Source organism: Paenibacillus sp. FSL R5-0473 (genome assembly GCF_038004565.1).
Lineage (GTDB): Bacteria > Bacillota > Bacilli > Paenibacillales > Paenibacillaceae > Paenibacillus > Paenibacillus amylolyticus.
On the sequence record NZ_JBBORL010000001.1, the window covers coordinates 2,933,711 to 2,948,081 of the forward strand.

The 14,371-nt window shown below is 44.9% G+C and carries 11 protein-coding genes; 4 read left to right on the top strand and 7 right to left on the bottom strand.

Annotation, left to right across the window (positions count from 1 at the left end; translation table 11 throughout):
• Window positions 1–4: 4 nt before the first annotated feature.
• The 4 genes from MKY28_RS12625 to MKY28_RS12640 form a co-directional block, all read right to left on the bottom strand.
• Window positions 5–1,582 carry a TerB N-terminal domain-containing protein gene (locus MKY28_RS12625; protein WP_340936099.1) on the bottom strand — a complete coding sequence of 526 codons (1,578 nt, stop codon included), beginning with the start codon at window positions 1,580–1,582 and terminating at the stop codon, window positions 5–7.
• 238 nt (window positions 1,583–1,820) lie between these two features.
• Window positions 1,821–2,411 carry a biliverdin-producing heme oxygenase gene (locus MKY28_RS12630; RefSeq protein ID WP_340936100.1) on the bottom strand — a complete coding sequence of 197 codons (591 nt, stop codon included), beginning with the start codon at window positions 2,409–2,411 and terminating at the stop codon, window positions 1,821–1,823.
• A 307-nt stretch (window positions 2,412–2,718) separates the two neighbouring features.
• Window positions 2,719–5,841, bottom strand: a complete 3,123-nt coding sequence (locus tag MKY28_RS12635) for an MMPL family transporter (protein ID WP_340936101.1) — start codon at window positions 5,839–5,841, stop codon at window positions 2,719–2,721.
• Between the two features lie 78 nt (window positions 5,842–5,919).
• The gene (locus tag MKY28_RS12640) at window positions 5,920–6,492 is read right to left on the bottom strand and encodes a TetR/AcrR family transcriptional regulator (RefSeq protein ID WP_340936102.1); all 573 of its coding nucleotides are present in this window, start codon (window positions 6,490–6,492) and stop codon (window positions 5,920–5,922) included.
• A gap of 159 nt (window positions 6,493–6,651) precedes the next feature.
• On the opposite strand from MKY28_RS12640, the gene MKY28_RS12645 reads away from it, so the two are divergent.
• From MKY28_RS12645 to MKY28_RS12660, 4 genes are all read left to right on the top strand, one after another.
• Complete coding sequence (locus tag MKY28_RS12645; RefSeq protein WP_340936103.1) at window positions 6,652–7,452, top strand: Nif3-like dinuclear metal center hexameric protein; 801 nt, start codon at window positions 6,652–6,654, stop codon at window positions 7,450–7,452.
• A 496-nt stretch (window positions 7,453–7,948) separates the two neighbouring features.
• The gene (locus tag MKY28_RS12650) at window positions 7,949–8,374 is read left to right on the top strand and encodes a DMT family transporter (RefSeq protein WP_036608521.1); all 426 of its coding nucleotides are present in this window, start codon (window positions 7,949–7,951) and stop codon (window positions 8,372–8,374) included.
• A 45-nt stretch (window positions 8,375–8,419) separates the two neighbouring features.
• Window positions 8,420–9,118, top strand: a complete 699-nt coding sequence (locus MKY28_RS12655; RefSeq protein WP_036670692.1) for a Crp/Fnr family transcriptional regulator — start codon at window positions 8,420–8,422, stop codon at window positions 9,116–9,118.
• Window positions 9,119–9,132: 14 nt separating this feature from the next.
• Window positions 9,133–9,621 (top strand): DMT family transporter, encoded by a 489-nt coding sequence (locus MKY28_RS12660; protein WP_036608524.1) that lies wholly within the window; start codon window positions 9,133–9,135, stop codon window positions 9,619–9,621.
• Window positions 9,622–9,706: 85 nt separating this feature from the next.
• On the opposite strand, the gene MKY28_RS12665 is transcribed toward MKY28_RS12660, so the two are convergent.
• The 3 genes from MKY28_RS12665 to MKY28_RS12675 form a co-directional block, all read right to left on the bottom strand.
• Window positions 9,707–10,423, bottom strand: coding sequence for a YebC/PmpR family DNA-binding transcriptional regulator (locus MKY28_RS12665; protein ID WP_036608916.1), 717 nt, complete (start codon window positions 10,421–10,423; stop codon window positions 9,707–9,709).
• A 278-nt stretch (window positions 10,424–10,701) separates the two neighbouring features.
• Window positions 10,702–12,423, bottom strand: a complete 1,722-nt coding sequence (gene cysI, locus MKY28_RS12670) for an assimilatory sulfite reductase (NADPH) hemoprotein subunit (RefSeq protein ID WP_315373188.1) — start codon at window positions 12,421–12,423, stop codon at window positions 10,702–10,704.
• Between the two features lie 53 nt (window positions 12,424–12,476).
• A complete protein-coding gene (locus MKY28_RS12675) occupies window positions 12,477–14,312 on the bottom strand; it encodes an assimilatory sulfite reductase (NADPH) flavoprotein subunit (RefSeq protein ID WP_340936104.1) in 1,836 nt (611 codons plus the stop codon).
• Window positions 14,313–14,371 lie beyond the last annotated feature (59 nt).

Below are 14,371 nucleotides of genomic sequence, written 5' to 3' on the forward strand. Positions count from 1 at the left end.
CGTATCACCTCTTCACATGTTCGAACACATCTATATAATCAGGAACAATCCGATCACCATCAATCAGAAGATCACCAATCGTTTCCATAGCCACATCATTAATTTCATCCAGCAGAAGCGTAGGCATCGTTCCATATTGCTCAGCCAGACGCATCAGCTCCGTATCTGGACTTGCGCCAAGTAGAACATGAATCGTTTGTACCTGCTGAGGGGAGAGTTCCTTGGCAAAGAGCAGCCATTCTTCATCCAGATCAGCCTCAGCAGACTCGTCCCACTGCAACCTAATCGATTCTACTTGCGCTCCTGTTGCAATCTCTACTGCGCATGGCTCCGACTCCATGGAACCTTCAGTTGGAGCGATCTCATCCCTTGCTTCTAGCGCATCTACTGAATTACTTGCAACATTTGCGTTGTTAACCTCTTCATCCTTCACTTCAGAAGGGTGATCTTCCTCAATTGTAAGCGCCAATCGCACGTACTCACTTTCCTGCTGTAACGATGCCAATTTCTCTGTGTCAATCCGAATCATCGGTTGTTCCACAGACTCCGCCTGCTCGATCGCATATGTTTTGTCCAAGTAACGTTCAATCAGATTTGCAAGTTCGGGTTCAAGAGTCTGTCCTCGCAATCGGCCTCTGAATCCGAGCAGTTCACGAAGTTTATTTTCAGTACATCGATAGATCCGCGTAACCATCTGCACAAATTCAGCCTGTTCACCTATGGGCATATATCTGAACGCTACCGATCTTCCATAGATCGAATCATCATAGACAGCTTTGCGAAACAGAATGCGCTCCATCGTGCGTTCATCGTTAGGATCACACTCAGGCAACAGTCCAACTTGTCGGGTACGTTCCAGGTACGAATCAACCAAGGCCATGACCCGCGGGATGTACTGCTCCATCACTTCTTTGCCGCCATCTCTGTAGAATTTACTGAGCGTAATATCGTAATCATAGTATCTTTGCAGCATATTCAGCGATATATCCGATACATTATCCTGTAAAATGCGTTGCAGCTCCCTATCCAGCATCTCTGCTGGCAGGTATCCGCCCGAAAGGCCCATGACCTCGGATAAGGACATCTCCATCTGATGGACCAGCACATAATCGACCATCCACTCTTGCATATATATATTTAATTGGGGCAGCCGTTCACGGTAGTTCACCCATAGCTGCTTCAATTGATCATAACCATCCTGAGGATTCTGCCAGTCAATCCCGTTAATTAACTCGTAGATATGAACAAATAGATAGGACAGATCGGTATCCGGGTATCTCCCCTGACGTACTTCCTTCCTCCAAAACATATACCACTTGCGCTGGGCTTCATTCATCACGCCATACGTTGGCCAGTAACTCATAAAGGGAACCCACGGGGATACATCCCCCTCCATCTCTGCCCACTGCTTTGCTTCCTCTACAAAACGTTTCTCTGAGGACAATATCCCTCCACGATGCGGCATCGTATCATCTGCAGACTGCACAATGGTTGAACGATCGGGAACCGGAACTGCTGCTGTTTCAGGTTCTTCACTCAGATCTATCTCCATAAATTCCAATTGTCTTGAGTTGTCTTTCATAGAACGTTATCTCACCCTCCTCCAAGACAGAATACGAACAAGTGTATCCATAGGGATCATTATATCACTTGTCCTGTGTCTGCGGTGACGAAATTTAGACATTCCTGGACACAAAAAAGAAGGCATATCTGCCCTCTTTTCATCATGTCTATTTAACTTTTCTCTGTCCTCTCCGTTAGGTGTAAATGTATTGTTTCAACTTATATAGGTTCCTTTTAATATATGAAAAAAGTCCGCCCTACGTATTAATCCATTGATCTAATAGTCGGAATGTCTCTGATGCACTGTGTACCATGTTGTCATGATCTTCTGGAGTGCTGATGGACTGCTGCAGCAAACCCGTAAACTCGCTCCATCTTGTTCTTGTCTCTGAGCCGTAAGCATTGAAATATTCCAAACCACGATCGGCCTCAATGGGCAGGAACTGCGACAAACGCTTGGTCATGATCTGTCCACCGTTCGTGGACCCCTCAATAACATACAGATATCCGAACAAACGGGCAGGTGTCGAAATATCCGGCAGTTCTTCACAGAGCGGAAGTTGGCTGATTTTCTCTTCACTGGCACCCAGATTTCGTAAATCTTTCTCCAACAGTACAGCCTTGCCTCTAATCTCAATATCCAATTCCGTACTTTCCCAGAAAGGCAGCAGAACAGCCTGATCTTCCAGTGGTTTCAGGAATCCATAAAATTTCTCTAAATATGTTCTATATTCTTCTATAGTCACAGTTTGATTCATAATGGCTTTTGCATAAGGGTTCTGTTCTACTTGTCTGTGATAATGAGCTGTCTCGCTCTTCAGACGTTCCATAATAGTTGTTGCAGTCATCTTAGTTATCCCCTTTCACAATCTGTTTCATTGTTGCAAATGAATGCTTATCCTCAACTGATTCTCATTGTGCCTTAAAATAGAACTACTTGCGCTGCACTCAGCTCCATTTAATACAAACAAAGACTCTATGTAAGTATACTTATTCTTGTTTGAGAAAACTATATGAATCCGTCATTGTTTCACGTTAGATTATTTCCCGCATTGTTATGATAACTTAGTTATAATTCATAGGATAAAAAAATAAAAAACGACCCCTGACGTCATGTTTGTCAGGAATCGTTTGATATAAAGATGATTTATTTGTTTATTTGTTTATGGGATCGGACCCCGAACCCCAGTTTTTTAACTTGTGTAATAGACTGATTAGAGCCGGAAGCAAGATTGGAAGCATGACAAAACTTAGCAAAACCAATCCGATGATGACAGAAATAGCTACTTCAATCAGCGTAACAACACCGGAAGGAATTAGTGCGGCGAAGGTACCTCCCAATATTACTGCCGCCGAGATCACGACCCCTCCTATATTACGGGAAGCTTCCGTAATTTTATGAATTGGATCTCCTTCAATCTCACGATATTTCATCATGAGGAAGATACTGTAGTCCACACCAAGTGTAACAATCATGATCAGACTGAAGAAAGGAACGTTCCAGCTCAGATAGTCAACGCCAAGCGGGCCAACCATCAGCAATTCATTCAGACCAAGGGCCACATAATACGTCAGGAATAACGCACCTATAATGATTACAGTCTGCCAAAACGAACGAATAATGAACAAAAGTATCAATCCAATTCCAATCAGCATGATCATGGACGTCCGATTCAGATCACCTCCGGATAATTCTTTCATATCCAGGTTCTGTGACGGTATGCCGCCCAGTGCCACTTTCGCCTCACTCAAATCCGTGCCAACCAAAGCCGTTTCCAACTGCTTGTTAAGATTTTGAACAACATCCATCGCTTCTTTCGAATATGGATTATCGGTCAAAATAATGGAGATTTCCACTGTCTTCCGATCCGAAGACATATACATGTCGAGTGAACTTAGAAACTCTTCTCCTTTTAATACCTCTTCTGGAATGTAGAAACTTTTCGCAGCATCAGACTGGCCAAGATGAGCCAAATAATCTTCGGCATCACCAAGCCCCTTCGACACATCTGAGAGTCCTTTTGTACTTTCGGTCAATCCGGATTTCAACTCACCCATTTTTTCCTGTAAATCGTTCAGACCGCTTAACAACTGACTCTGTCCTTCATTAATCTGACCCAGCCCATCTTTCACTTCCAATGTTTTACCCGCTATCTGCTTGGTTCCATTGGCTCCAGTCGCCAAACCTTTGGATAGCTCGCCAGCACCGTCTTCAAGCTGACCGACACCTACAGCAACCTGAGTCAGACCGCCACTAATTTGAGCCATTGACTCGTTGGCTTCCTTGAAAGAAACCATAGCCCCATTGTACTGCTGCATCAACGGGTCCAACTGTGTGTATAACGCGTTCAGTTCAGTTTGAGCCGCTTGAGAAATACTAATCACTTGTACAGCATCTTCTTCTTGTTGTAACTCAGGGTGATTCACAATTAGACGGGTCATGCTGCCTTCGATCTGAGCATAGGCATCAAGCGCTCCCTTAATAGCTGTCTTGATGCTTGTGAAAGTACCACTAAAGGAACCAAATCCCTGTTCAAGTTGCGTATACCCTTTTTGCAGATCATTGGCACCTTTAGACAGGACTCCAACCTTTTCTTTAAGGGTAGTAAGTCCGTTTTTCAACGTCTCTGCCCCTTCTTCCCCATTATTCAGCCCATCAGATACCTGATTCATGGCGTCTCCCAATGCATTTACTCCAACTTGCAACCGGCTTGTTCCATCAATCAACAGCTGTACGTTACTTAAATCATTCGAAGATTGAAGCTGTCCAGCTGCAGAGGACAAACCTTCCTTAATTTCGCCCACACCATCGTTTGCTTTACCAATACCCTGATTAAGCTCCTCTGCTTGATCGTTAATATACAACTCTTTAATTTGGACTCCAGTTGGTCGAGTGACACTGTAAACCTCAGAGACACCTTCCACCTTGGACATCTTATCCGTCAGTTCATCCAGTGCCTTCAGCAATGTCTGATTGTCCATTGCCTGCTCGGATTGCACAACCAATGTTGTTGGCGCTGAGAATCCTGGTGCATAATGCTCCATAATCAGATTAATCCCCTGTTTGGAATTGTAGTCATTATTGACTTCAAACAGATCATTATAACTTAGTCGATTACTGTAACTGAATAATAAAGGAACACTAATCACCGCAACCAGAATGATTGCCAGGAAAGGTCTTCGTACCGATTGGCGGGATAAAAATCCCCACAGTCGGCTGTCCGCATGGCCTTCGAATTTTTTCGATGGCCAGAACATTTTTTTGCCCATGACAACCATGAAGAACGGGTTCAACGTATTGAGGACGATAATGAGAACCGCTACTGCGATCGCCACCGCAGAGGTTGCCTGATATAACTGAAACTTGGCAAGCATGAGTGCAAGAAATCCGATGAATACAGCGATGCCGCTATACAATACGGTTCTGCCTGCTGTTTTAAATGTCGTTTTGGTCGCAAGAATCACATCGCCATTTTGTCTACTTAGCTCCTCCTTGAATCTGGTATATAACAAGATATTATAATCCGTACCAATACCAAAGAGGATAACGACCATAAATATCTGAGTAAAGTTCGAGAACGGAAAGTTAAACCAATCTACAAGATATCCCACAATAGCTAATGAAACAACGTAAGATACACCTACCGTGAGCAGTGAAATAACAGGTATGATCGGCGATCTAAAAATAATAATCAGGATAACGAGGATGAAAATGATCGCGATAATTTCTGTTTTCTGCACACCGTCTTCAATCGATTTACCAAAATCATCATCGATCAGGTCAGCTCCCGTCAGATATGTATCCACATCAGGGATGGTTGTAGATTCTTTTAATAGACTAATGACTTCCGAAAGAGGAATATTCTCATCTTTAGTGACGGTAATTTGAGTCAGGATCGTGGTTTGGTCCTCGGATATAAGCCGATCAGCTTGCTCTTCACCATCCAGATGGGTTGTGATCGTCTCAATATTCAGTTGCTTTTTCTGATTTTTCAGGTTGGATAAAACGGATTCGATCTCCGTCTTTTGCTGGTTCGTTAATGCTTGTGTATCTTCTCCACTATTAAATACAGCAATGAGGGAATAAGTATTCCCGCTATCCTTATCCATATCTTTCAACATAGTCGCAGCAACCTGGCTTTGTGCCGTTTCAGGAATTGAAATCTGTCCTTTTTCTTTTACCAGTTGACCAAAATCAGGCATCGCCACTACAGAAACGAGAGTAATAAGTATCCAAAAAATCAGGGAAATCGTTCTGGGATTCCTAAGTTTATTCATGATTTATCTTCACACACCTTATGTCTAGTATAGGAATGAATATTCATTCCGTTTATGTTGTAAAAAAGGCCAATAGAATCAATGGACTCTAATGGCATTCCACAGGCACTCCTCAAGCTGGTTCATTAGCTCCGGCGTCGCTTCCAGGAGACCTTTGTTAAAGTGTTCAAACAAATGTATGAAAGCACCGTAAACTATATTCATTAAAGCTTCTGTAGGCAGTATAATAATGGCTCCTTGCTGCTGCCCCTTATGTATGCATTCATTCAGAAACCCCATAAATTCATTGACACTTTCCTTGCTTTCATCGTGAAAATGCAATGCATTACCCGTAGAATTAATAAACTTTAGGCGATCCGGGTCGGACTCTGCGAACTTGAACAATCCACGAAAAATATGATGAAACTGGTCTCGTACAGGTATCGGCTCATTCGGAAATCCCTGTTTTAAGGCATCAAGAAACTCCCTGATACTTTTCTGAAAAAGTTCATTCAACAATACTTCCTTGTTCGTAAAATAACGGTAAATAGTGCCTGCCCCCACCTGAGCCGAATCAGCAATCATCGGCATGGTTGTTGCATCGAATCCCCGCTGGGCAAAAAGCGTTAAAGCAGCTGCAAAAATATCATCTTTTTTGCTGCTTTTAGCCATGTGGCTATCCCTCCTTTATATAGGAATGAACGTTCATTCCGTTATGTTTGATCAGTATAACTCCTTTTGTCACTTCAAGCAAGACCTTTCTATTCTACTGTTTATTCTTCAAAATGATACAATAACAATAAAATCTATTATTTTGGAGGACTTATGTTCATGAATATAACCATTCAAGACATTATACAGTATCTCACAGCCCATGTAGAGTTACCGGAGAACACGGTAGATCGGCTGATTACTGGCTCGTCCGACCAAACGGTCACAGGTGTGTTTGTTACTTTTATGCCCACTCAACATGTCATTGAACATGCCGTACAACGTGGGGCCAATCTAATTATCGCTCATGAATCCCCCTTCTACAACCATCACAGTCATACCGATTGGTTAGCCAATGATCCAGTTTATGAAACTAAAAAAAGCTTGATCACCGAAGCAGGCATTTCCATCTATCGATGTCATGATATCATCCACCGCTTCCAACCGGATGGCATTACCGAAGGACTGATTCAGGCCTTGGGGTGGTCCTCTTATGTGGAGCAACAACTAGCGGAAGCAGACATCCTTTCTTTTCCGGAAGGACGCACCGTTGAAGCTATTGCTCACCATGTGAAAAGTTCCCTGGGCATCGATTATGTACGCGTTGCAGGTAATGCGGAAATAGTCTGTAGACGTGCAGCGGTACTGGTAGGTTTTCGTGGCAATGGCCCTGTGACGATTCCCTTGATTCAGAATGAGCAATTGGATCTCATCATCGCTGGAGAAGGATTCGAATGGGAGACACCGGAATATATCCGTGATGCTGTGCAACAAGGCAAGTCCAAGGCATTGATCATGATGGGGCATGCAGAGAGCGAGGCTTCGGGAATGAAGTTATTGGCAGACAGGTTGGCAGAACGTTTTCCCGAATTGTCTGTTCGTTTTGTAGGCGAGAAGCCTGTTTACACTGTGATCAAGTAGGATCATTGGATTTGTACGGAGAAGATCTTCTAGCTGATTGCTTCTAATCTGCCTGTCCTACCCTGGAGCTTTGGATACTTACTATGCTCCGGGGACGCTGGGCAGACTCTCGTTTCATTTTTTGGATAGCTAACGAACCTGACACACTCTATTTAGCGAATATTTGCCGATTTTCAAAAGTAACGAATCGTAGACACCCTATGCCTCCATTCCCCCTGTTTTACCGCCCATTTCTACCCAACATAGCCCATTTAACGTCGCTGAGATTTGTTAGATTTCTCAATTCAATCGAATCAGTTGGTTCGTTAGATTATGATGAAAAATGAGTACTGAGCATATATGCCACGCCTCTCTTCATGCCCCATCTGGATTTCCCGAGTTCTTTATTGTACTCTAAATGCTGTGACTTCAAAGCTCAGGACATTTGTCCTTGGCGTTCAGAGTCAATTTATCATTTAATAATAGAAGTCGAAGTGATTGAATAAGGAGCGTACATATGAGAGGAATTATTTTTGCATTACTGGGCGGCGCGTGTATCACGCTCCAAGGTGTTGCCAATACTCGGATTAGCACCGACATGGGCACATGGCAAGCCGCTACGATTACACAACTGACAGGGTTCATCTTAGCGGCGCTGATCCTAATGTTTGTTAGAGACACCAACCTTCAAGGACTCAAACAAGTAAAACCTATGTACTTGGCTGGAGGTGCTTTTGGCGCTGTCATTATTTTCAGCGAAGTGACGGCCATTCAGCAAATTGGGGTTACGTTCACGATCTCGGCCCTGCTCATTGCTCAGCTGTTCCTGACTTTTCTGGTGGATAGTAACGGATGGTTCGGCGTGGTGAAACAAAAGATGAAACTGCCGCAATTTCTGGGCATTGCCTTAATGGTGACTGGTGTCATTATTATGAAACTATAGTTTTTGGAGAAGGATTGAAACATATCGTCGGGGGTGAATCACAGCGTGCAAGAGATCCATAACGAGCAACAATTAATACAATATCTGAAGCAATATCAACTCGAAACTGTATTTCACGAGCCCCTGCGTACACATATGACGTTATGCCACTTTGAGAAGTGTGAACTGATCTGTCGTGAAGGGGAAACTTCCGAATATTTGTACGTACTGGTCGAGGGTAAAATCAAGATTTTCACCACCTCCGCTCAGGATAAAACGCTGGTGCTTTGTTTCAAAACACCGCTTGAAGTCGTCGGTGACATAGAGTATGTCCGTGAAAGCGATATTGTTAATACAGTTCAGGCCGTGTCACCTGTGGTGATGCTTCGCATTCATTATCAATGGCTTGCTGAGCTTGCCAGCGATTATGCACCTTTACTTAAATTTTTGCTTAAAATCATCTCTCACAAATTCTACATTGACTCGAATTTTTCCAATTTCAACCTGATGTATCCCGTTGAGGTTCGTCTAGTCAGCTACCTGCTCTCCATCTCAACAGAAGAAGCGGGCAATGTCGTTCATGAAGAGCTGGACGCGTTCAATCTGACCGACATCGCGAATCTGATCGGCACCAGTTACCGACACCTGAACCGGGTCATCCAGAAGCTCTGTGCAGACGGGTTAATTGAACGACATCAGGGATTGATTATGATCAAGGACCGGGCGGGTCTACGTGAAATAACAGGCCACAACATTTATGAATAAGGAGTTCGACAACCATGTTAATCACAGGTATTTCGCTTGCGCTACTGGCAGGTGCACTTGTCAGTCTGCAAACGATTTTTAATAGTAAAGTCAATGAACGCACCGGTTCATGGTCTACAACAACGATGGTGCTTTTCACCGGATTCATTGCTTCTTTCCTCATCTCCCTGCTAGTGGAGGGCAAAAATACATTCAGCTTCCAGCATATGCAACCCTGGTACTGGCTCAGTGGAGCCATCGGCGTTGGCGTGGTCTTCTGTCTCGTGCAAGGCATGAAGCTGCTTGGTCCCACATATGCCATCTCGATCGTGCTAACATCCCAACTGAGTTTTGCTCTATTGTTTGATTCCATGGGATGGCTCGGTCTGGAGCAAATTCCTTTTTCGTGGAATCAGCTGCTCGGTGTACTTGTCATTGTTGGGGGAATTGTATTGTTCAAGTTCGGTGGGGGGAAATCGAAAAAATCAGAGCAGTCCCCTGGAACGTTGCAGTCTGACTCGTAAACGAACAAAAAAGAGTGTCCGTCCAATCCCATAGATTGGTCAGACACTCTTTTTATACAATCAAACCACATATCGTTTCGTTATCTTAAACAAACTCTACGTTGTGGTAAACTTGCTGAACATCTTCAAGGTCTTCAAGCGCATCGATCAGTTTCTCGAACTGAGCTTGTGCATCCTCTGGAAGTTCAATATGGTTTTGCGCAAGCATGGTCAGCTCGGCTACTGTGAACTCAGTAATACCAGCAGCTTTGAATGCTTCTTGTACAGCGTGGAATTGATCCGGTTCTGCATATACAATTACAGCATCGTCTTCGTCCACGATATCACGTACATCCACATCTGCTTCAAGCAGAAGTTCCAGTACTTCCTCGGAGTTTTTGCCTTCTATACCAATAACCGCTGTTGGATCAAACATGTAAGCAACAGAACCACTGACACCCATGTTGCCAGCGTTTTTGTTAAACGCAGAGCGCACTTCAGGCGCTGTACGATTCACATTGTTAGTGAGTGCATCAACGATGACCATCGCACCATTCGGTCCGAAGCCTTCATAACGCAACTCTTCATAGTTCTCATCCCCGCTGCCTTTTGCTTTTTCCATCGCACGATCAATGATGGCTTTGGGTACATTATACGTTTTGGCACGTTCCAGCACGACTTTCAGTGCACGGTTCGCTTCCGGGTCCGGTTCGCCCTTCTTGGCAGCTACATAGATCTCAACGCCGAATTTAGCGTAGACCCGGCTCGTGTTTGCATCTTTTGAAGCTTTCTTTTCCTTGATATTATTCCACTTACGACCCATATCGTTTCCGCTCACTTTCAACATTTAATCTGCTTTCTACTATGCCATTATATCTTGTTGAGCGTACTTCAACAAGTTAATACACACGAAATAATGGGAATAACTGCGGTGATTATCCATCTCCATTTGAAGATTAGCTTCAGTTTATCCTCTCATAAATCTCTCAGCAGCAACTAACGTTACCTCTATTCACTCCATATATAGCAGACAAGAAGCACCCCATAAAGGAATGCTTCCGCCCTAAATCAGTCCTAATTTCAGTTATCTTACTCGGTCAATTAAGCGTGAAATTGTCGACCATCCAACACTTCAGGAACATAACCCGCACGAATGACAAAGTCTCCGAAATGTTCCCCTTCATTGCGCTCCTTGGCATACTGATTCACCATTGGAGTTAACGTGTCCAGAATCTCAGTTTCACCAATGTTTTCTTTGTACAACTTATTCAAGCGATGTCCAGTGAAGCTGCCACCGAGATACATATTGTATTTCCCTGGTGCTTTACCGATAAATGAAATCTCTGCCAGCATAGGTCTTGCGCATCCGTTCGGGCAGCCGGTCATCCGAATGACAATTTCTTCGTCTCTCAGCCCGGCTTCGTCGAGTACAGGCTCCAGTTTGTCGATCAGGGACGGCAAGTAACGTTCGGACTCAGCCATCGCAAGGCCGCAGGTCGGAAACGCAACACAAGCCATTGAACTTCTGCGCAGCGCTGAGTAATGTGCACCATCAGTCAGATTATATTGCTGAATGAGTGCTTCAATCTTTTTCTTTTTCTGGCTGCTAATATTACCGATGATTAGATTTTGGTTCGCAGTCAGACGGAAATCACCCGTATGCACTTTGGCAATTTCACGTAAACCCGTCATGAGAGGATATCCATCAACATCCTTTACACGACCATTCTGAATGAACAGCGTGTAGTGCCATCTGCCATTATTACCTTTTACCCAACCATATCGATCTCCGTTAGTCTCAAAATGATATGGACGTGCCGCATCCAGTTTCCATCCCAGACGGGTGGTCAGCTCTTCGACAAACCACTCCACACCACGATCATCCAGCGTATATTTGAAACGAGCATGTTTACGAACTGCACGATCTCCATAATCACGCTGAATCATAACTGTTTTCTCTGCCACATCAATCATTTGCTCCGGCGTACAGAAACCAATGACTTTGGACACCTGAGGATAGGTTTTGGCGTCACCATGAGACATCCCCATCCCACCACCAACGGAAACGTTGAAGCCTTGCAACTTGCCATTCTCCACAATAGCAATAAAGCCAAGATCCTGTGAATAGACGTCCACATCATTGGATGGTGGTACAGCAATACCGATTTTGAACTTCCGTGGCAAATACACTTTGCCATAGATTGGTTCAACTTCTTCGTCCGAGTCCTGGGAATCAACCACTTTCTCTCCGTCCAGCCACAGCTCATGATAAGCCCGGGTCCGAGGGTCCAAATGATTGCTCACCTGACATGCCCACTCATACACTTCAGCATGCACATCAGATTGATTCGGATTCGGGTTACACATCACGTTACGGTTTACGTCACCACATGCAGCCAGTGTGCTTAACAACGAATCGTTCACTTCGCGAATGGTGTTTTTAAGATCCCACTTCAGTACGCCATGCAGTTGGAAAGACTGACGTGTAGTCAGACGAATCGTCTCATTCGCATATTTATGCGCTACCCGATCCATCATCAACCACTGCTCCGGGGTTACAATCCCACCGGAAGCACGCACACGTAACATGAATTGGTATGCAGGCTCCAGCTTGGATTTGTGACGCTCGTTACGCAGGTCACGGTCATCCTGCATATAACTACCGTGGTGTTTCATCAGACGGTTGTCGTCCTCTGGAATAGCCCCCGTGATACGATCAGCCAACGTTTCGGTCAGACTTCCGCGCAAGTAATCACTTTTGATCTTTATATCTTCCACATCGCTATTCGTGCGCTGTGGGTTAAGTAAGTTATTATAAACCATGCTGCTTTCTCCTCTCGTCTCTGCGGGATGGTGCAATCCGGCTGGGCCGGTGATTAATAGACGTCCCGCTGATAACGTTTCTCCTGCTGTAACCGTGTCAGATATTCCGATGCCTGCTCAGGCGATAAACCGCCTTCTTGTTCAAGAATCGTGGTGAGCGCAGCATGCACATCATGTGCCATTTTTTTCTCGTCACCACAGATATATACGCTTGCACCTTCCTGAAGCCACTGGTACAGTTCTTTGCTGTGTTCCAGCATGCGATGTTGTACATACACTTTCTGTTCCGTATCACGTGAAAAGGCTACATCCATCTTCGTGAGCACACCATCTTTGAGCCAACGTTGCCATTCCGTCTGGTACAAGAAGTCCGTGGCGAAATGCTGATCTCCGTAGAACAGCCATGTCTTGCCCTCTGCTCCTGTCTCTTCACGCTCACCAAGGAAAGATCTGAACGGCGCCACACCTGTACCTGGGCCAACCATGATGATCGGTGTATCCGGGTTCTCAGGCAGCTTAAAATTCGGGTTATGCTGTATATATACAGGCAAGGTGTCGCCAGCTTCGATTCGTTCAGCCAGATGTACCGAGCATACACCGTAACGTTCTCTGCCACGTGCTTCATAACGTACCGAACGAACAGTAAGATGAACTTCATCCGGGAAAGACTTCGAACTACTCGCTATGGAGTATAGACGTGCCGGAATTTTGCGAAGAGCAGCTACAAATTCTCCGGCAGGAATCCCTTTCAGATTATAATCATGAACCAGATCCAGCAGATCACAGCTATTCATGACCGTGCGGAATTCGGAATCATCTGCGAGTAACGCTGTCAGGCCACTCCCAGGATTCAGTTTCGAAAGTTGTTCCACGACGGGTTTCGTCACAGCTGTAATTTCAAAATAACGCAGCAACGCTTCTTGCACAGATGCCTGATCGCCGTTTTTATTCACGGTCACGCGTTCATCGGCATTCCATCCCATGACTGCAATCAATTCCTCCACAAGGCGCGGATGATTCTCAGGGAATACCCCAAGGCTGTCACCTGGCTCGTAGTCCAGGCTGGAACCTTCCAAAGACAACTCAATGTGGCGTGTTTCACGGTCCGATCCTCTGCCATTCAGATTGAGATTCTCCAACACTTCAGCCTTGAATGGATTCGTGCGATCATATTCGGATTCCCCGCCGCTCACCGCAGCTGTAACAGCCTCCGTGGTTACCGTACTCGCAGCAGCAGATGTACTGCTTAAGGATGCCAGTACTTCATTCATCCACTCTGCAGCTGCTTCATCAAAATCAACATCACAGTCCACGCGTGGTACAAGGGCTGTACCACCCAACTCCTGCAACCGATTATCGAAGTCCTTACCTGTCTGACAAAAGAACTCATAGGAGGTATCTCCCAGAGCCAACACCGAGTAACGAAGTCCTTCAAGCTTCGGAGCCCGTTTGCTGTTCAGGAATTCATGCAGCGGAATCGCATTATCCGGTGGTTCGCCTTCGCCATGCGTACTGACGATGATGAGGAGATTTTCAATTTTCTTGAGTCCGTTCGGTTTGAAATCTCCCATCGATGACAACGTTACCTGAAGACCTTGCTCTTCAAGTTTCTTGGCCAGCTTTTTCGATAGGCCACTGGAATTCCCGGTTTGTGAACCAAAAAGCACGGTAACTTCCCGGGATACTGGCGGAGCACTGACAGGTGCAATACCTGTAGCTGGTGCAGCCTGTACCAGGTTAGCTGGAGCTGTTATTGTCGCGCTTGCCTGAATTGCTGCAATATATCCGCTCAACCAAGTACGTTGTCCATCGGTCAATGTAGGAATAAGACGATTAAGCAGTTCAACTTGTTCTTGATTAAAAGGGCTGTTTGTCACTTGAAGTTCCACTGTTTGCCACCTCGCGCATTGCTTCGATTTTAATTCCGACTAAAATCATCACATTAATT

Coding starts and splice junctions, on each gene's coding strand:
- MKY28_RS12645 (WP_340936103.1), top strand. CDS start 6,652: ATGAATATAACCATTCAAGACATTATACAGTATCTCACAGCCCATGTA.
- MKY28_RS12665 (WP_036608916.1), bottom strand. CDS start 10,423: ATGGGTCGTAAGTGGAATAATATCAAGGAAAAGAAAGCTTCAAAAGAT.
- MKY28_RS12660 (WP_036608524.1), top strand. CDS start 9,133: ATGTTAATCACAGGTATTTCGCTTGCGCTACTGGCAGGTGCACTTGTC.
- MKY28_RS12635 (WP_340936101.1), bottom strand. CDS start 5,841: ATGAATAAACTTAGGAATCCCAGAACGATTTCCCTGATTTTTTGGATA.
- cysI (WP_315373188.1), bottom strand. CDS start 12,423: ATGGTTTATAATAACTTACTTAACCCACAGCGCACGAATAGCGATGTG.
- MKY28_RS12650 (WP_036608521.1), top strand. CDS start 7,949: ATGAGAGGAATTATTTTTGCATTACTGGGCGGCGCGTGTATCACGCTC.
- MKY28_RS12625 (WP_340936099.1), bottom strand. CDS start 1,582: ATGAAAGACAACTCAAGACAATTGGAATTTATGGAGATAGATCTGAGT.
- MKY28_RS12640 (WP_340936102.1), bottom strand. CDS start 6,492: ATGGCTAAAAGCAGCAAAAAAGATGATATTTTTGCAGCTGCTTTAACG.
- MKY28_RS12630 (WP_340936100.1), bottom strand. CDS start 2,411: ATGACTGCAACAACTATTATGGAACGTCTGAAGAGCGAGACAGCTCAT.